This is a genomic window from Streptomyces sp. WG5, assembly GCF_049974565.1.
GTDB lineage: Bacteria > Actinomycetota > Actinomycetes > Streptomycetales > Streptomycetaceae > Streptomyces.
In genome coordinates this window covers 16,793-34,747 of sequence record NZ_JBNGGC010000022.1, presented here as the reverse complement: position 1 = coordinate 34,747, position 17,955 = coordinate 16,793, and the positions used below count along the sequence as shown (strand labels likewise).

The following is a 17,955-nucleotide window of genomic DNA, read 5'->3' as shown; positions in this document are numbered from 1 at the left end:
ATTCGGCCCACGTGGGCCGGGGCGCGCAGTATCGCAGTCACATCGCCGAATTGAGTGGTTTTGCTCGCGTGCGTTGCCCAAGCGATGCCGACCGATGTTGGTCATCGGGTCCTGGGATGCGGGATAATGGCTGGGAAGCAATGTGTTCGATGCCGGTGTCGCGCGTCCATGCCGGACTGCGCGTGCCCTCACGGGCCGTCGGCGGTGACGGTGAGCTGGTATCAGGAAGGGGAACGAGCATGGCGGCCATGAAGCCGCGGACGGGCGATGGCCCGCTCGAGGTGACCAAGGAGGGGCGGGGCATCGTCATGCGCGTTCCGCTCGAAGGCGGCGGTCGACTCGTCGTCGAGCTGACCCCCGACGAGGCCGACGCGCTCGGCGACGCCCTCAAGAAGGTCGTCGGCTGACGCGCGAGCGACCATACCCGTTCAGTCGCCCCGGTACCGAACATGGTGCCGGGGCGATTGTCCTCCCCGTTCCGCGTGCGGATCCGGGCTTCTCCGGGTGGCCCCGTGCCGGGGAGTCACCGCTTGACGGCACACAGCAGTCCGTCGCCCACCGGCAGCAGTGACGGCACCAGCTCCTGGCTCTCCCGCACCGCGCGCAGGACCTCCCGCAGCCGCAGCACCTCGGTGGGCTGCGGACCCGAGTCGATCGTCCGGCCGGCGCCGAAGACGCCTTCGAAGGCGACGAGGCCTCCGGGGCGCAGCAGACGCAACGATTCAGCGAGATAGTCCAGGTATTCCAGGCGGTCCCCGTCGCAGAAGACGAGGTCGTAACCGGCGTCCGCGAGCCGGGGCAGCACGTCCAGCGCCCGCCCCGGGATGAAGCGGGCCCGGTTGCTGGCGAAGCCCGCGGCGCGGAAGGCCTGGCGGGCGAACTGCTGGTGTTCCGGCTCCGGGTCGACCGTGGTCAGTACCCCGTCCGGCCGCATGCCCTGCAGGAGGTGGATCCCGGAGACGCCGCAGCCGGTGCCGATCTCCGCGACCGCCTTGGCGTCCACGGCGGCGGCGAGCAACCCCAGCGCGGAGCCCGTGCCCGGGGCCACCGAGCGCAGGCCCGCGTCACGGGCCCGGTCGCGTGCCCAGAGCAGCGCGTCGTCCTCGGCGACAAAGGCGTCGGCGAACGCCCAGCTCGTCTGCCGGTTGCCGGTAATGACCCTCTCCTGTCCCCGTCGTTGCCTCGGCGTGACTGTATCCGTTGGCGCCGGGAACCCGCAGATGGGACCAGTCGTTTGAAGGGGGGAGCAGAGAGACGACTGAGCGGCCGGGCAGAGACGGGGGCGGCGGATGGTCCAGTGCGCCGAGCAAGTGCTGACGCAGCCGTACGAGCCGTGCCGGTCCAGATCAAATTCTCGTAAAACCGCTTATCCGGAGCTAACGGGCGAGGTGGCTATGGTAGGGGCTCCACTGGACACCACCAGAGCCGACAGGGGAGGTGCGGCCGCACCCGCGGATCGCGGAGGAGTGCTGCGGCGCTTCCTCGGATCGGCAGGCAGGCCGAAATCCGTGAACGACACCGCTGCTGACCCCAGCCACGCAGGCGGTCCCACCACGGGACACACCCAGACCGCGACCTTCTCCAGCGACGCGGACGGGCAGGCGTGGACTCCGCCCACCTGGGAGGAGATCGTCAGCACCCACAGCGGCCGGGTCTACCGCCTCGCCTACCGCCTCACCGGGAACCAGCACGACGCCGAGGACCTGACCCAGGAGGTCTTCGTCCGCGTCTTCCGGTCGCTGTCGACCTACACGCCGGGCACCTTCGAGGGCTGGCTGCACCGCATCACCACCAACCTCTTCCTGGACATGGTGCGCCGCAAGCAGCGCATCCGCTTCGACGCACTCGGCGACGACGCGGCCGAGCGGCTGCCCAGCAAGGAGCCCAACCCGCAGCAGGTCTTCCACGACGCCCACTTCGACGCGGACGTCCAGCAGGCCCTCGACACCCTCGCGCCCGAGTTCCGCGCCGCCGTCGTCCTGTGCGACATCGAGGGTCTGTCGTACGAGGAGATCGCCGCGACCCTCGGCGTCAAGCTCGGCACCGTCCGCTCCCGGATCCACCGCGGTCGTTCCCAGCTGCGCAAGGCACTCGCGCACCGTTCTCCCAAGGCGCGTGCCGAGCGTCGCTCGTTCGCCGCCCGTATTCCCGCACTGGGAGGAGGGGGCACGAGCGCGTGAGTGGGTCACGGCCTGAATCCGAGGGACACCTCGCAGAGCAGCATCTGGGAGACCGGCTCTCCGCCCTGGTGGACGGAGAGCTCGGTCATGACGCGCGTGAGCGCGTACTGGCGCACGTGGCCACCTGCCCGAAGTGCAAGGCGGAGGTCGACGCGCAGCGACGGCTGAAGAACGTCTTCGCGAAAGCGGCCCCGCCGACGCCCTCGGAGAGCTTCCTGGCCCGCCTCCAGGGCCTTCCCGGGGGAGCCGACACGGACGGCGGCGGCTCGCCGCCGGGCGGCGACCGGCTCACCGGCGGCGTCGACGGAGTCTTCGGCACCGGACGGGGCGGGCGGTTCGAGTTCGACTACGTCCCCGCCCGGCCGCACTCCGCCGTGCTGTCGCCCTCCTCACCGGTGCGGGGATTCCGGATCCACGACGTGAGCCGGCACGAGCCGGAGCGGTCGTCCTCGCGCGGCCTGCGGTTCGCGTGCGCCGCCGCCGGTGCGGTGTCGCTGGCCGCGATCGCGCTGGGCGGTGTCACCGTCGGCATGCCGGACACCACCACGGAGGCGCGCGGCTCCGGCAGCGGCAGCAATGTGACGCCGACGCGTACGCAGGGCGCGGGAGCGGTCACGACCTCCGAGAGCCAGCGCCGTCGCGCGGGCGGCCCGATGCTCGGCCAGGGACAGCGGGCGCTCGGCGACACCCCCGTCGCGCCCACGGCCATGTCCGCGCCGCTGCTGCCCGGGGTGCCGGCCCCGACGGGCGCCGACCCGCGGCAGCAGGCCCTGCGTGCGCTGACCACTCCGGTGACGGCCGGTGCCGCCGCCATGTCCCCGCTGATACGTCCGCTCGAAGCGATTCCGCCGCTCGCGGCGGCCTCCTGGCCGACGGCCTCCGAGGTCAGGCCGCCCGGCCTGCTCGCCGCACCCGTCCCCGACCCGGTCCCGTCCTCCCGTCCGGCGGCCTCCCCCGTCACCTCCCACCGTCCGGTTCCCTGACCGGCGTCCGCGGGCCGGCCCGCGGACCTGATTGAATCCGGGGTGGCACCAGAGCCCTTGGAGCCGACGATCTGCGGCCAGCTGCGGGGGAGAACATGAACGAGGGGAAGCCCACGAAGGCGAAGTGGTGGAGTCGTCCCCGCTCGTCCGACGACCCGACCGACGGCGACTTCGAACTGGAACGCCCGCGCACGGTCCGCGCCACGGACACCGGTGACGACGTGTCCGACGGCGGCGACTTCGAACTCGAACGCCCGGCGGCACCCCGCGTGGCCGGCGACGGAGAGGGCGACTACGAGCTGGACCGCCCGGCGTCCGGAACGGCGACCGGGCCCGCGACCGGTGACGGAACCGCGGACACCGGCCCGCACACCGGCGGGAGCCCGTACGCGACCGCCGACGCGGGCCCGCACACGGGCGCCGGAGCCGACGCCGGACCCCGCGCGGACGCGGACGCCGATGACGCCGACGCACCGCTGACCGCGGCACCCGTCGCCGAGCGCGGCAAGCCGCTGCACGACCCGGACCCGTACAGCACCCCTCCGTACGGCGAGCCGGGGCCCTGGGCCCCCGCGCCCCCGGTGCAGCATCCGTCGGTGACACCCGCGCACGGCACGGTCGCGGCCGGGGCGGGGGCGCCTCCCGCGTCCGGTGTCCCGGCGGTCCCGTCGTCGTCCGCGCCCGCGGGTGCGGTCCCCGACCCGGCGTTGGCGGACGCCCCGCCCCCCGTGGCCCCCGCGCCGCCGGTGCCGCATCCGTCGGCGCCGCCTCCGCCTCTCGGGCCGGAGGCGTCGATGCCGCCCGGCCCGGGCGGCGACAGCCCGGGCACCGGCCCCTGGGGGCGCTACGACCCCTGGGCCGCCCCGGTCGTCGCCGCGCCTCTCCAGCACAGCGGTGCGGTCGCGTCGACGCGGGAGCAGCGGCGCAGGCGGACCAGGACGGTGATCGTCGGCGGGGCGCTGCTGATCGCCCTGGTGTCCGGCGGCGTCGGCGGCTCCATGGGCGCGTACCTGGAACGCAACGGCGGCGTGGGCACGGTCGAACTCCCGCAGGCCAGGAAGGAGACGGTCGAGCGGGCGCCGGACAGCGTCGCCGGGATCGCCGGCCGGGCGCTGCCGAGCGTGGTGACCCTGCACGTGAGCGGCAGCGGCGCCGCGGGCACCGGCACCGGCTTCGTACTCGACGACCGCGGCCACATCCTGACCAACAACCACGTCGTGGAGCCCGCAGGATCCGGCGGCGAGATAACCGTGACCTTCAACAGCGGCGACACCGCCGAGGCCACGGTCGTCGGCCGCGACGGCGGCTACGACCTCGCCGTGGTGAAGGTGAAGGGCGTCAGCGGCCTCACCCCCATGCCCCTCGGCAACTCCGACAACGTGCGGGTCGGCGACCCCGTCGTCGCCATCGGCGCCCCCTTCGACCTGGCGGGCACCGTCACCTCCGGCATCATCAGCGCCAAGGAACGGCCCATCACCGCCGGCGGCGAGGAGGGCGACGGCAGCGACGTCTCGTACGTCGACGCCCTGCAGACCGACGCGCCCATCAACCCCGGCAACTCCGGCGGCCCGCTCCTGGACGCCCAGGGCCGGGTCATCGGCATCAACTCCGCCATCCGGTCCGCCGGCAGCGGCGGCGCCGAGCCGGACGGCGGTCAGGCCGGCTCCATAGGGCTCGGCTTCGCCATCCCCATCAACCAGGGCAAGCGCGTCGCCGAGGAGCTGATCAACACGGGCAGGGCCACCCACCCGGTCATCGGCATCACCCTCGACATGAACTACACCGGCGACGGCGCCCGCGTCGGCACCCGGGGCAGCGACGGAGGCCCCGCGGTCACCACGGGCGGCCCCGGAGCCGAGGCCGGCATCAGACCGGGGGACGTGATCACCGCCGTCGACGGCCAGCGCGTGCACTCCGGCGAGGAACTCATCGTCAAGACCCGCGCCCACCGCCCCGGCGACCGCCTGGAGCTGACCCTGGAGCGCGACGGCAAGGAGACGAACGTCTCACTGGTACTCGGCTCGTCCGACGGGTGAACGGCCGCGCAGGTCCCGACAAGGGGCCAGGAAGGCAAACAATTCGGAAAGCGCCCGCATACACGCACTCGGGGCTCACGGGACGGTACCGGTCGGACGGGATCGGCGGGTACCGTGGTGGCGGCCCGGACATCCCAAGGAGCTTCAGGTGTTCAATGACATAGGCGCACTAGAGCTGGTGACGCTCGTCGTCCTCGCCGTGCTCGTCTTCGGTCCGGACAAGCTTCCCAAGGTCATCCAGGACGTGTCGCGCACCATCCGGAAGATCCGGGAGTTCTCGGACAGCGCCAAGCAGGACATCCGGCAGGAGCTGGGCCCCGAGTTCAAGGACTTCGAGTTCGAGGACCTGAACCCCAAGACGTTCATCCGCAAGCAGCTGGACAACGACGAGCTGGGGCTCAAGGAGATCCGCAACGGCTTCGACCTGAAGAAGGAGATGGCCGAGGTCACCGACGCGGTCCACGGCCGCGAGCCGGAGTCGTCCGGTACGCCCGCGTCCGGTTCCCCCTCCGCCGGCGGCCGGATCGACATGTCCAAGAAGCCCCAGGCCCCCGCCCTCGACGACCGCCCGCCGTTCGACGCGGACGCCACCTGAGCGTCCTCCGCGGGCCGGTCGGGCATCACGCGATCACCACCGGGTGAGGCCCGAGGGCCGCGGAATGCCGAAGCAGCCGGCTCCGTCGCCGCGTGTGACGCGTCTCACGCTCCGGACGGGGCGCGCAGGGCCCGAAGGCGGCGTCCGCGCGACCCACGCGCCGGGCACTTTCCCGGCTGCCGCCTGTGGTGTGGCTATGCTGCCCGAGTTGTTGTGCGGACCGGACGAGTGCGCCCGAAGGGGGGCGGGCCGTTTCCGGTCCGACGAGAGCTAGGAGGCGTCCGGGCACATGGAGACGACGAGTGGCGCAGTCGCGCAGGCGCCGGCCGCGGAGGACGGACAACAGGTCCCCTCCGCCCGGCGTACGGTCGACGGCTACCTGCGCGCGCCCTTCCCTTGGTACGGCCTTGACGAGGCCTTCACGGGGCGGCGCTGGCTGATGCAGGTCGGTGCGGCGGCCGACGGGGCCGTCGAGCACGGCTCGCTCGGGCACGGCGACGAGCCGTCGGTGCGCAACGAGCACGTGGCGGGCGACGAGCGGGACGCCAAGGAGAAGTTCGCGGTCGTGGTGACCGTCGCGGCCAACCCCGACCGGCGCAGCGCCGACGGCACCGGTCTGCTGGAGGCCACCTCGGTGTCCTCGGCGGCCTGGCTGGCCGGCGTGGGGCTGCTCTCCTTCACCTGGCCCGGCCAGATGGACCACTCGCTGCGCGACGACTGGCTGGAGCAGCAGACGGAGACCGCGTGGGTCCTCGCGGACGATCTAGACGGCGAGGACTGGACGAAACTGTCCCTCCCCGTGGACGGCGTGCCGACGTCCTTCCACTACCGGGAGTCCGAGTTCGGCTGGGTGCTCGCCGGTTCCACCGAGCAGGGCGTGCACGTGGGGGCGTACGGACGGGGCATGAGCGCCTACGGGCTGGCCTTCTCCGTGGTCAAGGACATCACCGCGTACGACGGATAGTCGGCGGGCGGGCGTACGACGGCTGTACGACGAGGGGCGCCGTCCCGGCGGACAGCGCCCCGATCCCGTACGTGCGGAGGGTCAGAACTTGTTCTTCGGGGTGATCCCCAGCGACAGCCCCGAAAGCCCACGCTGACGCCCGCCCAGCTTCCCCGCGATCGACCGCAGGGCCGCGCCCGCCGGGGAGTCCGGGTCGGACAGGACGACGGGCTTGCCCTCGTCGCCGCCCTCGCGCAGCCGGACGTCGATCGGGATGGAGCCGAGGACCGGGACCGACGCGCCCGTGGTGCGGGTCAGGCCGTCGGCGACCGACTGGCCGCCTCCGGTGCCGAAGACGTCGACCATCTCGCCGCAGTGCGGGCAGGGCAGGCCGGACATGTTCTCGACCACGCCGACGATCTTCTGGTGGGTCTGGACGGCGATGGCGCCCGCCCGCTCGGCCACCTCGGCAGCGGCCTGCTGAGGGGTCGTCACGACCAGGATCTCGGCGTTCGGCACGAGCTGCGCCACGGAGATCGCGATGTCGCCGGTGCCGGGCGGCAGGTCGAGGAGCAGGACGTCCAGGTCGCCCCAGTACACGTCGGCCAGGAACTGCTGGAGCGCGCGGTGCAGCATCGGGCCGCGCCAGACGACCGGCGCGTTGCCCGGGGTGAACATGCCGATGGAGATGACCTTCACCCCGTGGGCCGAAGGCGGCATGATCATGTTCTCGACCTGGGTGGGACGGCCGTCGGCGCCCAGCATGCGCGGCACCGAGTGGCCGTAGATGTCGGCGTCGACGACACCGACCTTCAGGCCGTCCGCCGCCATCGACGCGGCGAGGTTCACCGTCACCGAGGACTTGCCGACGCCGCCCTTGCCGGAGGCGACCGCGTAGACCCGGGTCAGACTGCCGGGCTTGGCGAAGGGCACCTCGCGCTCGGTCTGGCCGCCGCGCAGGGCGCTCGCCAGCTCCTTGCGCTGCTCGTCGCTCATCACGTCCAGCTCGACGTCGACCCGCGTGACACCCTCGACCCGCGACACCGCGTCCGTCACGCGCTGTGTGATGGTGTCCCGCATGGGACAGCCGGAGACCGTCAGGTACACGGCGACCGCGACCGCTCCGTCCGCGCCGATCTCCACCGACTTGACCATCCCCAGCTCGGTGATGGGCCGGTTGATCTCGGGGTCGTTCACCGTCGCCAGTGCTTCACGCACCGCGTCTTCCGTAGCCATAGGACGATGGTACGGCGCCGCCCACCGGGCACGGAAAGCCCCGTCACCGGTCGTGTACGTCACGCCCCGCGGACCGGTTCGCCGGGAATACCCCGCGGTCGGGGTGGTGGCCGTCGTGCCGCTCCTCCAGGTCCTTGATCACGTCCTGCAGCTCGGAGCGGATCCAGTCCCGGGTCGCGACCTCGCCGAGCCCGATGCGCAAGGCGGCGATCTCCCGGGTCAGGTACTCGGTGTCGGCGATCGACCGCTCGTTCTGCTTGCGGTCCTGCTCCAGGTTGACCCGGTCCCGGTCGTCCTGCCGGTTCTGCGCGAGCAGGATCAGCGGGGCGGCGTAGGAGGCCTGGAGCGAGAGCATCAGCGTCAGGAAGATGAACGGGTACTCGTCGAAGCGCAGGCTGCTGGGCGCGGACACGTTCCACACCACCCACAGGATGATGACGACCGTCATCCAGACGATGAACCGCCCGGTGCCCAGGAAACGCGCGACGCGCTCCGACAGCCGGCCGAAGGACTCCGGGTCCCACTCGGGCACCAGCCGGCGCCGCGGCGGGCGGGGCTGGTCCAGCCGGGCCCGGGTGCGGGAAGCCGCCGTGGCGCCCGACACCGCCCGCTCACGGGGTGTCGTCTCGCGCTCAGGCACCATCGGCCCGCACCTCCTCCGCCGTCGCTCCGGTCTCCTCGTCGAGGTGGTACTCGGTCTCCCGCCAGTCGTCGGGCAGCAGGTGGTCCAGCACGTCGTCCACAGTGATCGCGCCCAGCAGTGATCCGGAATCGTCCACGACGGGCGCCGCGACCATGTCGTACGTGGCGAAGAACCCGGCGACCACGGGCAGCGCGGCGTCCGGCTCCAGGGGTTGCAGGTCGTCGTCGAGGATCGAGCCGACCAGGGTGTACGGGGGGTCGCGCAGCAGGCGCTGGAAGTGCACCGTGCCCAGGTACTTGCCGGTCGGGGTCTCCTCGGGCGGCCGGCAGACGTAGACCTGGGCGGCGTGCGCCGGGGACAGGTCGGGGTTGCGGATGCGGGCCAGGGCGTCCGCGACGGTCGCGTCGGGCCGCAGCACGATCGGCTCGGTCGTCATCAGACCGCCGGCCGTGTGCTCCTCGTACGCCATCAGGCGCCGCATGTCGGCGGCGTCGTCGGGCTGCATCAGGCTCAGCAGCCGCTCCTTGTCCTCCTCGGGCAGCTCACCGAGCAGGTCGGCCGCGTCGTCGGGGTCCATCGCCTCCAGCACGTCCGCGGCGCGCTCCTCCTTGAGCTTGCCGAGGATCTCGATCTGGTCGTCCTCCGGCAGCTCCTCCAGTACGTCGGCCAGGCGGTCGTCGTCGAGGGCGGCGGCGACCTCGGCGCGACGCTTGGCGGACAGGTGGTGCAGGACGTTGGCGAGGTCGGCGGGGCGCAGCTGCTCGAAGGTCGCGAGGAGGTTCTCGGCGCCCTGGCCCTGCTCCTCCACGGAGAAGCCGGTGACGGCGGACCACTCGACGGTCAGTGTCTCGCCCTTGTTGCGCCGGAAGGCGCCGCCCTTCCTCCCCTTGCGGACGAAGACCTTGTCGATCTCCCAGTCCCGGCGGGCCGGCAGCTGCCGCACCGACAGGTCCAGGACGGTGACCTCCTCACCGGTCTCGGCGAGGGTGACCCGCCGGTCGAGCAGCTCGCCGAAGACGAGGCGCTCGGTGGGCCGCTGCTCGAAGCGCCGGACGTTGAGCACGCCGGTGGTGATGACCTGGCCGGTCTCGATGCCGGTGACCCGGGTCATGGGCAGGAAGATGCGGCGCCGGGTGGTGAGTTCGACGACGAGGCCGAGCACCCGCGGGGGTTTGCCGGCGACGCGGAGCATGACGACCAGATCGCGTACGCGTCCCACCTGGTCGCCGGTCGGGTCGAACACGGCGGTGCCGGAGAGATGGGAGACGAAGATCCGGGGGGCGCCCGCTGCCATGGCCGCGGCTCCTTTTCGTAAGCGTGCGTCAGCCTGCGTGAGAGCTGTTCCGTACGGTGTCTCTTTCCCGAATTGCCCGCTCGGACGGGCTTCAGGCTAGCCCGTCCCGAACGGCTCCGCTCTGGTGGGCGGTCCGGACGGACTGGCTCCGCTCGCCGTTCACGACCCCGGTACGCTGCCGTACGCCGCTTGGGCCCCTCTCAGCTCCTTGCCGAGCCCTCGCCGGCCCTGTCGGTCCTTGCCAGTTCTTGCCAGTCCTTGTCAGAAAGGCAGCCCCACCTGTGTCTGTGACTCCTCGGCGCCGAATCCGCAGGGCCGCGATGATGGGCGCGGTGTGCGCCCTGGCGGTGACCGGAGCGGGGCTGACGGGATGCAGTAGTGAGGACCCGGACGCCGGCACCAACGGCGTCGGCAAACTCCCGGCCGACAAGATCCACGCCAAGACGCGCACGGCCGCCGAGTCCGCCCGGGCGGTGCGCCTGCACGGGACCGTCGCCGCCGGCGGGGACACGTACACCCTCGACATGCGGCTGAAGCCCGACGGAGGGACCGGGTCGGTCGCCGCCGACGGGACGACCTTCGGACTGCTGCGCGTCGGCGAGCAGCTCTTCCTCAAGGCCGACGCCGGGTTCTGGAGCCACGACGGCGGTGACACCACGGCCGCCGAGAAGCTGGCCGGCAAGTACGTCAAGGTGCCGCAGAGCGACCCCGTGTACAAGAAGTTCAGTGGCTTCGCGGACAAGAACGTCCTCCTGGGCGGCCTGCTGACGCTGCACGGCACGGTGGAGACGGACGGGCGCCACGAACAGGCGGGCGTGCGCACCGTCCGGATCACCGGCGACGAGGGCTCCGGCGGCTCGCTGGACGTCTCCCTGGAGGGCACGCCCTACCCGCTGCGCCTGGTCCGGGCGGGCAGCGCGGGCACGATCAGCTTCTCGGACTGGAACAAGGACTTCGCGCTCACGGAGCCGGCGAAGGACGACACGCTGGACTACGGCAAGCAGCTGCCGACGTCCTAGGCGGCGCTAACGCCTCTTCCGGCGTTTCAGCAGCAGGCGCGGCAGTCCCGCCGGGAGCGGTCCGCGCGTCGTCGCCGGGCTCGGCAGCGGCGCCTCGGCCAGCGAACCGTCGGGCAGCGGTGCCGTCGCCCCCGTCGGTTCCAGGCGCAGCACCCGGCACTCGCGGGCCCAGCGGTCGGTCATCGCCTCGCCGTCCGGGGCGTTCAGCCGCTTGCCCTTGAGGTCGGCGACCGCGGCCTGCCACGCCTCGGAGCCGGACGGCAGCTCCACGACCCGGGCCGTCCAGGAGACCAGCCGGCCCCCCTTGTCCTTGCTGCGCACCGTCACCTCGGCCGCGGCCCCGTCGGCCAGCCCCGGCAGCGGCTGCTCGCCGGGGCCGTCGCCGATGACGCACGCCGCGCCCTCGTGCCAGACGTGCCAGAGCGGACGCGCAGCCGCCCCGGGCCCGCCGACCCAGATGAGACCGGACTTCTTCGTGGCCTCCTCGACGAGGGCCTGGTCGAGCAGCTCGCTTGTCATGCGGTCAGCCTATCCAGCCCGGCACGGCGGTACGGCTGCCCAGTCCGCACGGTCCCCGTCGGAGCCGGCCCGAGGCGGTCCGCGGGGGGAGGCCGGCCGGAGCCCGGCCGGTCAGAGCCAGCCGTTGCGCTTGAGCGTGCGGTGGATGCCCAGACAGATGCCGACCGTGATCGACAGGACCAGCGGGTAACCGAACTTCCAGTGGGTCTCCGGCATGTAGTCGAAGTTCATGCCGTACACCCCGCACACCATCGTCGGTACGGCGATGATCGCCGCCCACGAGGTGATCTTGCGCATGTCCTCGTTCTGCGCGACGGACGCCTGGGCGAGGTTGGCCTGGAGGATGGAGTTCAGCAGCTCGTCGAAGCCGACGACCTGCTCCTGCACCCGCGCGACGTGGTCGGCGACGTCCCGGAAGTACTTCTGGATCTCCGGGTCGATCAGCCGCATCGGCCGCTCGCTGAGCAGCTGCATGGGGCGCAGCAGCGGGGAGACCGCCCGCTTGAACTCCAGGACCTCGCGCTTGAGTTGGTAGATCCGGCCGGCGTCGGTACCGCGCGGCGTGCCCTTGCGGCCCGGTGAGAACACCTCCGTCTCGACCTCGTCGATGTCGTCCTGTACCGCGTCGGCGACCGCGATGTAGCCGTCGACGACGTGGTCGGCGATGGCGTGCAGCACCGCGGAGGGGCCCTTGAGCAGCAGCTCGGGGTCCTCCTGCAGCCGGTGCCGCAGCGCGCGCAGCGAGCCCTGCCCGCCGTGCCGGACGGTGATGAAGAAGTCCCGCCCGGTGAAGCACATGACCTCGCCGGTCTCCACCACCTCGCTGTTGGCGGTGAGTTCGTCGTGGTCGACGTAGTGGATGGTCTTGAAAACGGTGAACAGGGAGTCGTCGTAGCGTTCCAGCTTGGGCCGCTGGTGGGCCTGGACGGCGTCCTCCACGGCCAGCGGGTGCAGTCCGAACTCCCGGGCGATGCCGGCGAATTCGGCTTCGGTGGGCTCGTGCAGGCCGATCCACACGAACCCTCCGTCGCGGCGCACCTGGCGCATCGCCGTCTGCGGGCTCAGCGGGGCGTCCGTCTCGACGCGGGTGCCGTCGCGGTAGACGGCGCAGTCGACGACGGCGGTGGCGGTCGCCGGGTCGCGGGTGGTGTCGTAGGCGCCGCTGTCCTTGCGCAGAGAGACGCGGGACGGGCGGACCGCGGCGCGCAGGTCACGGATCATCGACATGGCAGGCTCCTTCGCGACGGGCAGCGAACGGCGCCGGTGGCGGGTGGAACCACCCGGAATGAGGACGTCCTGAGTACGTGTGTTCCGCACGTCCACAAAGCGGGGAGCACCGCACCGTCGCGGTGGCCGGCTTCGCTGCTGGTTTCAGCTGCTGGTTTCAGCTGCTGATACGGATCGATGCATCGACGAATCGATGAATCGACGGACCGGATCAGGCAAAACGAGACGACGTGCTCTTCCGCGTGAAGGCGCGCGGGTGATGGGAGGCGGCAGGGGCGGGAAGCCGGAGCAGCTGCATCAGCGGCCGGAAGAGCGGGTGGTACTGCACGGTCGACTTCGGTCCATGCCAGCCCCACCTCCTCCGGCCGGTCCCTCGTGAGGGACGATCGATTCCCTCTGTTTGGAGGGGTTCCCCGTAGGGGAGTCTTCATGGTGTCGGGGTCTTGATCGCGACGCGCTGCGTGCTGCCCCGAACCGCTGGGCCAGAGTACCAGTCACCCACGTGTCAAGGTGCCGCTTCACTACGGGTTCTATGCTCGCCGCATGGCTGATGTACTTCCTCTGGTCGAGGCCCGGTTGCGCAGCGCGCTGGGCGAGCCGGACGCACGCGCGGCGGTCACCTTCCTCGGTACCGACCGCATCGAGGTGCTCCGCTTCCCCGGCGGCGGCCAGGAGGGCGACATCGTCCGCTATGCCACCCTCGGCATGGCGGCGCAGCCCATGGCGGACCCCACGGCCGTGCTCGCCGATCCGCTCAAGGGCCCCCGGGCCGAGCTGGTCCTCTCCGTCCGGGCCGGTCTCGCCGACACCGGCAAGGTGCTCCGTCCGCTCGCCGTGCTGGCGGCGTCCCCGCAGGTCGAGGGCGTGGTCGTGGCGCCCGGAGCCTCCCTGGACGTGGGCGCGGCGCTGTGGCCCGGTGCGCCGTTCACCTCGGTGCTGGTGGCCGAGCCGGGCGGCCTGGTCGAGGACCTGGAGCTGGACGCCCCGCTGGACCCCGTACGGTTCCTGCCGCTGCTGCCGATGACGCCGAACGAGGCGGCCTGGAAGCGGGTGCACGGCGCGCAGGCCCTGCAGGAACGCTGGCTGACGCACGGGACGGACCTGCGCGATCCGTCCCGCGGATCCGTGCCGCTGGAGTGAGCGGACTCACCGCCGTCCGGTCCGCGTCCGTCGGTCGGCGAGGGCCGTGACGCCGTCCTCGTCGGCGTGCCGCGGCTCCGGTTCCGGTTCCTCCGCATTGCTCCGGCGCCGACGGGGAAGGGGGCGGGGGGTTGGCGTATGCACACAGTGCGTGGGTGTTGCTGAACAGTGCGAAGTGCACCTGGTTCCGGCCGGGTGGCCGTTTCGTCCGGATGAGTGACCGTCCTTGACGTGGGCGGGTGAGGGTAGGACCGTGGGGCCCTATGAGGGGCGAACCCAGTTGCCCGAAATGTGGTGGCCGGGTCAGGGCTCCCGGCCTCTTCTCCGATTCCTGGCAGTGCGACCTGCACGGCACCGTGTATCCGGTGCAGCCCGTGCTCCCGCCCAGCGTCGAGGCGCTCGCCGTCGTGGTGCACCGCACTCAGGTACCGGTCTGGATGCCGTGGCCGCTGCCCGTCGGGTGGCTGTTCACCGGTGTGGCGTGCGCGGGCGACGACCGCAGTGGCGGCCGGGCGACCGCCGTGGCCTGCTCCGGTCCCGGACCCCTCGGCGGCATCGGTGAGCTGATCCTGGTCGCCGAGGAACTCGGCGTCGGCCTGGGGGCGCGGTACGCGGGCATCGACGCCCCGGACCCCGGGCCGTACATGGACGTCGAGAAGCCGCCCCAGGCGAAGGTCCTGGCGGCAGGCCGTCCGACTCCCCTGTGGCACGTCTCCGGCGCGCCCGTCGACCGCGCCGTCTTCGCCGGGGAGGCCCTCGGGATGTGGCTGTGGGCCGTCGTGTGGCCGGAGCGTGCGGGCCTGCTGATGTACGAGGAACTGGTCCTGACCGACCTGCGGGACGCGGGCGCCGAGGTGGACCTGGTGCCGTGCGGGGCGCTGTCGCCGCGGCTGATCCAGCCGTGAGTGCCGCGGGGCCGGGGCGCTGAGGGCCGGGAGCAGGGACCGGGGCGGGGGTGCCGGCTACTGAGGGCACGAGGCAGGCGGGGGGCGGGTCGCCGGGGGCCGGGTGCGGGCAGGGGGCCGGGGGTGTCGCGGGGTCGGGTGCGCGTAGGGGGTGCAGGACCGCTGCGGGTGTGACAGTGGTGCGTGGAGTTCCGGTTATCCTTGAGCGTCCCCTTCCGTCCCGTCACCGCTTGGAGTCAGCGTCGTGCGCATCGATCTGCACACCCACTCCACCGCGTCCGACGGTACGGACACCCCGGCCCAGCTCGTACGCAAGGCCGCCACGGCCGGGCTGGACGTCGTCGCGCTCACCGACCACGACACCACGCGCGGACACGCCGAGGCTGTCGCCGCGCTCCCCGAGGGACTCACCCTCGTCACCGGCGCCGAACTCTCCTGCCGCCTCGACGGGGTCAGCATGCACATGCTGGCCTACCTCTTCGATCCCGAGGAGCCCGCCCTGCTCGCCGAGCGCGAGCTGGTCCGGGACGACCGGGTGCCGCGGGCCCAGGGCATGGTCGCGAAGCTCAACGCGCTGGGCGTGCCCGTCACCTGGGAGCAGGTCGCGCGCATCGCCGGCGACGGTTCGGTGGGACGGCCGCACGTGGCCACCGCCCTCGTCGAACTCGGCGTCGTGCCGACCGTGGGCGACGCCTTCACCCAGGACTGGCTGGCCGACGGCGGCCGGGCCTTCGTGGAGAAGCACGAGACCGACCCCTTCGAGGCGCTCCGGCTGATCAAGGGCGCGGGCGGCGTCGCCGTGTTCGCCCACCCGGCTGCTGCCAAACGAGGCCGTACGGTACCGCAGGCCGCGATCGCGGACCTGGCCGCCGCCGGGCTCGACGGCATCGAGGTCGACCACATGGACCACGACGCGGAGACGCGCGCACGGCTGCGGGGCATGGCCAAGGAGCTGGGACTCCTGGTGACCGGCTCCAGCGACTACCACGGCGCCCGGAAGACCTGCGTACTCGGCGAGTACACGACGGACCCCGAGGTGTACGGGGAGATCACGCGGCGGGCGTTCGGGGCGTTCCCCGTGCCGGGGGCCGGCGGGGTCTGAGTCCCACCCCGGCCACACCTTTCCTCCCCTCTCCCGCAAGGCCAGTAGCTCACCCATGTTCGACGTCGCCGTCTTCGGCTCTCTGTTCCTGACCCTTTTTGTCATCATGGATCCCCCCGGGATCACCCCGATCTTCCTCGCGCTGACCTCCGGCCGGCCCGCCAAGGTGCAGAAGCGGATGGCCTTCCAGGCCGTCTGCGTGGCCGGTGGCGTCATCACGGTGTTCGGTCTGCTGGGGCACCAGATCCTGGGCTACCTGCACGTGTCCGTGCCCGCGCTGATGATCGCGGGCGGGCTGCTGCTCCTCCTGATCGCGCTCGACCTGCTCACCGGCAAGACCGACGAGCCGAAGCAGACCAAGGACGTCAACGTCGCCCTCGTGCCGCTGGGCATGCCGCTGCTCGCCGGGCCCGGGGCGATCGTGTCGGTCATTCTCGCCGTGCAGAAGGCCGACAGCGTGACCGCCCAGGTGTCGGTGTGGGCGGCGATCCTCGCGATCCACGTGGTGCTGTGGCTGGTGATGCGGTATTCGCTGCTGATCATCCGGGTCATCAAGGACGGCGGCGTGGTCCTGGTGACCCGCCTCGCCGGCATGATGCTCTCCGCGATCGCCGTGCAGCAGATCATCAACGGCGTCACCCAGGTGATCCAGGGCACGTGAGGGGCACATGACCCCGGGCATGGCCAGGGCCCCGCACGGAACGCCGTGCGGGGCCCTGGCCATGTGCGCAGAGGGTCTGCGGAGTCTCCGCGCTACATGGCCGAGGTGTCGGCGGGGCGGATCCACAGGCGCTGCCCGATGGCGGCGGCCTGCTGAACGATGCGGTTCACGGAGGCGGCGTCCACGACGGTCGTGTCCACGGGGGTTCCGTCGACGTCGTCGAGTCGCATGATTTCAAAGCGCATGGGCCTCTCCCTTGATCTGGTCATCCTCCTGAGGAGAACTACTGGTGTGGCTCCTGGGTCGTCGGTGCCCGGGCTTCCGTAATGAGTCAACGGGTTGCCCGCTGCAAACATTCCCTACGCTAAGGAAATTTTTCGATCTGCTAACTAATGACTGGTGAGCGGCATGATCCGAGGTGGCAGGTGACCGGGAGAAGACTGATCGGGACCGGTTGTGTTCGCAGCGTGACCGCCGGGACAATGGAGGCGATGAACGACGACCTCGCGTCCCTGGACGCCCGCATCGATCGCACCAACGAACTGCTGCAGCGCATGCTCGCCGAGGTGGCCAAGACGCCCTCGACCCACGCGATCTTCGTCGACGCCGGGTACCTCTACGCGGCGGCGGGACGCCTGGTGGCCGGGACCGAGGACCGCCGGGCCTTCGACCTCGACGCCGAGGGACTGATCGAGGCGCTCATCGACAAGGCGCGCACCATCTTCGCGGACAGCCGCCTGCTGCGCGTCTACTGGTACGACGGCGCCCGGCGCCGCATCCACACCGCCGAGCAGCAGTCCATCGCCGAGCTGCCGGACGTCAAGGTCCGCCTGGGCAACCTCAACGCCAACAACCAGCAGAAGGGCGTCGACTCACTCATCCGCTCCGACCTGGAGTCCCTCGCGCGGCACCGCGCCATCAGCGACGCGGCCCTGCTCGGCGGCGACGAGGACCTGGTGTCGGCGGTCGAGGCCGCCCAGGGCTACGGCGCCCGCGTCCACCTGTGGGGCATCGAGGCGCCGGAGGGCCGCAACCAGGCCGACCCGCTGCTCTGGGAGGTCGACAGCCAGCGCACCTTCGACCTGGAGTTCTTCAAGCCGTACGTCTCCCGGCGCACGGCCCAGGCCTTCGACACGGCGGGCGTGGCCCGGCCGGCCCGCGAGGACGTCCGCTTCGTGGGCGCGCAGATCGCGGCGAAGTGGCTGGCGGCACGAGGCCGTGAATCGCTGGTGGAGCTGCTCCCCGGCCATCCCTATCTCCCCGGCTCGGTGGACCAGGACCTGCTGGTGGAGGCCGAGGGGCTGCTGCAGTACTCGCTGCGCGGCCAGCCCGACCTGCGCCGGGCGCTGCGGGACGGTTTCTGGGAGCACCTGCGGGCGCAGTACTAGGCGCAGTGCCGGGCGCGAGTGCCGGGCGCACGTTGCTGGGCGCGGTGCGGGGAGTACAGGAGGGTCTGCTCGCAGGGCCGGGCG

Annotated in this window: 19 protein-coding genes; 12 read left to right on the top strand and 7 right to left on the bottom strand. The window is 71.9% G+C overall.

The genetic code is table 11. From position 1 onward, the window contains the following. Window positions 1-239: 239 nt before the first annotated feature. On the top strand, window positions 240-407 hold the full coding sequence (locus tag ACP4IX_RS23080; RefSeq protein ID WP_003966491.1) for a DUF3117 domain-containing protein: 168 nt from the start codon (window positions 240-242) through the stop codon (window positions 405-407). Window positions 408-523: 116 nt separating this feature from the next. Here ACP4IX_RS23080 and ACP4IX_RS23075 read toward each other — a convergent pair whose 3' ends face one another. Then, the gene (locus ACP4IX_RS23075; RefSeq protein ID WP_426523793.1) at window positions 524-1,222 is read right to left on the bottom strand and encodes an O-methyltransferase; all 699 of its coding nucleotides are present in this window, start codon (window positions 1,220-1,222) and stop codon (window positions 524-526) included. Window positions 1,223-1,508: 286 nt separating this feature from the next. Between ACP4IX_RS23075 and sigE the strand changes: the two genes are divergently transcribed. The 5 genes from sigE (at window position 1,509) to ACP4IX_RS23050 (ending at window position 6,758) form a co-directional block, all read left to right on the top strand. Beyond that, entirely contained in the window at window positions 1,509-2,180 is a 672-nt protein-coding gene (sigE, locus tag ACP4IX_RS23070; RefSeq protein ID WP_426523776.1) for an RNA polymerase sigma factor SigE, read from the top strand. Continuing rightward, entirely contained in the window at window positions 2,177-3,163 is a 987-nt protein-coding gene (locus ACP4IX_RS23065) for a zf-HC2 domain-containing protein (protein ID WP_426523777.1), read from the top strand. The genes sigE and ACP4IX_RS23065 overlap by 4 nt, the downstream gene beginning before the upstream one ends. 95 nt (window positions 3,164-3,258) lie before the next feature. Further along, window positions 3,259-5,199 (top strand): trypsin-like peptidase domain-containing protein, encoded by a 1,941-nt coding sequence (locus tag ACP4IX_RS23060; RefSeq protein WP_426556506.1) that lies wholly within the window; start codon window positions 3,259-3,261, stop codon window positions 5,197-5,199. A gap of 148 nt (window positions 5,200-5,347) precedes the next feature. Beyond that, window positions 5,348-5,794: a sec-independent translocase gene (locus tag ACP4IX_RS23055; RefSeq protein WP_426523779.1), complete on the top strand. Its 447-nt coding sequence runs from the start codon at window positions 5,348-5,350 to the stop codon at window positions 5,792-5,794. A 289-nt stretch (window positions 5,795-6,083) separates the two neighbouring features. After that, on the top strand, window positions 6,084-6,758 hold the full coding sequence (locus ACP4IX_RS23050) for a hypothetical protein (RefSeq protein ID WP_426556505.1): 675 nt from the start codon (window positions 6,084-6,086) through the stop codon (window positions 6,756-6,758). A gap of 81 nt (window positions 6,759-6,839) precedes the next feature. On the opposite strand, the gene ACP4IX_RS23045 is transcribed toward ACP4IX_RS23050, so the two are convergent. Genes ACP4IX_RS23045 through ACP4IX_RS23035 form a run of 3 tightly spaced genes read right to left on the bottom strand, consistent with a single transcriptional unit; the run spans window position 6,840 to window position 9,910 of the window. After that, the gene (locus ACP4IX_RS23045; RefSeq protein WP_426523781.1) at window positions 6,840-7,973 is read right to left on the bottom strand and encodes an Mrp/NBP35 family ATP-binding protein; all 1,134 of its coding nucleotides are present in this window, start codon (window positions 7,971-7,973) and stop codon (window positions 6,840-6,842) included. A gap of 43 nt (window positions 7,974-8,016) precedes the next feature. Further along, on the bottom strand, window positions 8,017-8,616 hold the full coding sequence (locus tag ACP4IX_RS23040; RefSeq protein WP_426523782.1) for a DUF1003 domain-containing protein: 600 nt from the start codon (window positions 8,614-8,616) through the stop codon (window positions 8,017-8,019). Beyond that, window positions 8,606-9,910: a magnesium transporter MgtE N-terminal domain-containing protein gene (locus ACP4IX_RS23035; RefSeq protein WP_426556504.1), complete on the bottom strand. Its 1,305-nt coding sequence runs from the start codon at window positions 9,908-9,910 to the stop codon at window positions 8,606-8,608. Before ACP4IX_RS23035 ends, ACP4IX_RS23040 begins: the two co-directional genes overlap by 11 nt. Before the next feature lie 281 nt (window positions 9,911-10,191). Between ACP4IX_RS23035 and ACP4IX_RS23030 the strand changes: the two genes are divergently transcribed. Further along, complete coding sequence (locus ACP4IX_RS23030; protein WP_426523784.1) at window positions 10,192-10,929, top strand: hypothetical protein; 738 nt, start codon at window positions 10,192-10,194, stop codon at window positions 10,927-10,929. 6 nt (window positions 10,930-10,935) lie between these two features. Here ACP4IX_RS23030 and ACP4IX_RS23025 read toward each other — a convergent pair whose 3' ends face one another. Beyond that, window positions 10,936-11,448 carry a hypothetical protein gene (locus tag ACP4IX_RS23025; RefSeq protein ID WP_426523785.1) on the bottom strand — a complete coding sequence of 171 codons (513 nt, stop codon included), beginning with the start codon at window positions 11,446-11,448 and terminating at the stop codon, window positions 10,936-10,938. Between the two features lie 111 nt (window positions 11,449-11,559). Further along, complete coding sequence (locus ACP4IX_RS23020; protein ID WP_426523786.1) at window positions 11,560-12,675, bottom strand: magnesium and cobalt transport protein CorA; 1,116 nt, start codon at window positions 12,673-12,675, stop codon at window positions 11,560-11,562. Window positions 12,676-13,218: 543 nt separating this feature from the next. On the opposite strand from ACP4IX_RS23020, the gene ACP4IX_RS23015 reads away from it, so the two are divergent. The 4 genes from ACP4IX_RS23015 to ACP4IX_RS23000 all read left to right on the top strand — a co-directional run bounded on the left by ACP4IX_RS23015 (window position 13,219) and on the right by ACP4IX_RS23000 (window position 16,483). After that, window positions 13,219-13,815 carry a suppressor of fused domain protein gene (locus ACP4IX_RS23015; protein WP_426523787.1) on the top strand — a complete coding sequence of 199 codons (597 nt, stop codon included), beginning with the start codon at window positions 13,219-13,221 and terminating at the stop codon, window positions 13,813-13,815. 263 nt (window positions 13,816-14,078) lie between these two features. After that, window positions 14,079-14,720, top strand: coding sequence for a DUF6758 family protein (locus ACP4IX_RS23010; RefSeq protein ID WP_426523788.1), 642 nt, complete (start codon window positions 14,079-14,081; stop codon window positions 14,718-14,720). Window positions 14,721-14,964: 244 nt separating this feature from the next. Continuing rightward, complete coding sequence (locus ACP4IX_RS23005; protein WP_426523789.1) at window positions 14,965-15,822, top strand: PHP domain-containing protein; 858 nt, start codon at window positions 14,965-14,967, stop codon at window positions 15,820-15,822. A 55-nt stretch (window positions 15,823-15,877) separates the two neighbouring features. Then, a complete protein-coding gene (locus ACP4IX_RS23000) occupies window positions 15,878-16,483 on the top strand; it encodes a MarC family protein (protein ID WP_426523790.1) in 606 nt (201 codons plus the stop codon). A 92-nt stretch (window positions 16,484-16,575) separates the two neighbouring features. Here ACP4IX_RS23000 and ACP4IX_RS22995 read toward each other — a convergent pair whose 3' ends face one another. Further along, entirely contained in the window at window positions 16,576-16,728 is a 153-nt protein-coding gene (locus ACP4IX_RS22995; RefSeq protein ID WP_426523791.1) for a hypothetical protein, read from the bottom strand. A 237-nt stretch (window positions 16,729-16,965) separates the two neighbouring features. Between ACP4IX_RS22995 and ACP4IX_RS22990 the strand changes: the two genes are divergently transcribed. Beyond that, complete coding sequence (locus ACP4IX_RS22990) at window positions 16,966-17,871, top strand: NYN domain-containing protein (RefSeq protein WP_426556540.1); 906 nt, start codon at window positions 16,966-16,968, stop codon at window positions 17,869-17,871. Window positions 17,872-17,955 lie beyond the last annotated feature (84 nt).

Coding starts and splice junctions, on each gene's coding strand:
- ACP4IX_RS22995 (WP_426523791.1), bottom strand. CDS start 16,728: ATGCGCTTTGAAATCATGCGACTCGACGACGTCGACGGAACCCCCGTG.
- ACP4IX_RS23050 (WP_426556505.1), top strand. CDS start 6,084: ATGGAGACGACGAGTGGCGCAGTCGCGCAGGCGCCGGCCGCGGAGGAC.
- ACP4IX_RS23040 (WP_426523782.1), bottom strand. CDS start 8,616: ATGGTGCCTGAGCGCGAGACGACACCCCGTGAGCGGGCGGTGTCGGGC.
- ACP4IX_RS23010 (WP_426523788.1), top strand. CDS start 14,079: ATGAGGGGCGAACCCAGTTGCCCGAAATGTGGTGGCCGGGTCAGGGCT.
- ACP4IX_RS23060 (WP_426556506.1), top strand. CDS start 3,259: ATGAACGAGGGGAAGCCCACGAAGGCGAAGTGGTGGAGTCGTCCCCGC.
- ACP4IX_RS23020 (WP_426523786.1), bottom strand. CDS start 12,675: ATGTCGATGATCCGTGACCTGCGCGCCGCGGTCCGCCCGTCCCGCGTC.
- ACP4IX_RS23035 (WP_426556504.1), bottom strand. CDS start 9,910: ATGGCAGCGGGCGCCCCCCGGATCTTCGTCTCCCATCTCTCCGGCACC.
- ACP4IX_RS23000 (WP_426523790.1), top strand. CDS start 15,878: ATGTTCGACGTCGCCGTCTTCGGCTCTCTGTTCCTGACCCTTTTTGTC.
- ACP4IX_RS23025 (WP_426523785.1), bottom strand. CDS start 11,448: ATGACAAGCGAGCTGCTCGACCAGGCCCTCGTCGAGGAGGCCACGAAG.
- ACP4IX_RS23080 (WP_003966491.1), top strand. CDS start 240: ATGGCGGCCATGAAGCCGCGGACGGGCGATGGCCCGCTCGAGGTGACC.
- ACP4IX_RS23015 (WP_426523787.1), top strand. CDS start 13,219: ATGGCTGATGTACTTCCTCTGGTCGAGGCCCGGTTGCGCAGCGCGCTG.
- ACP4IX_RS23045 (WP_426523781.1), bottom strand. CDS start 7,973: ATGGCTACGGAAGACGCGGTGCGTGAAGCACTGGCGACGGTGAACGAC.
- ACP4IX_RS22990 (WP_426556540.1), top strand. CDS start 16,966: ATGGAGGCGATGAACGACGACCTCGCGTCCCTGGACGCCCGCATCGAT.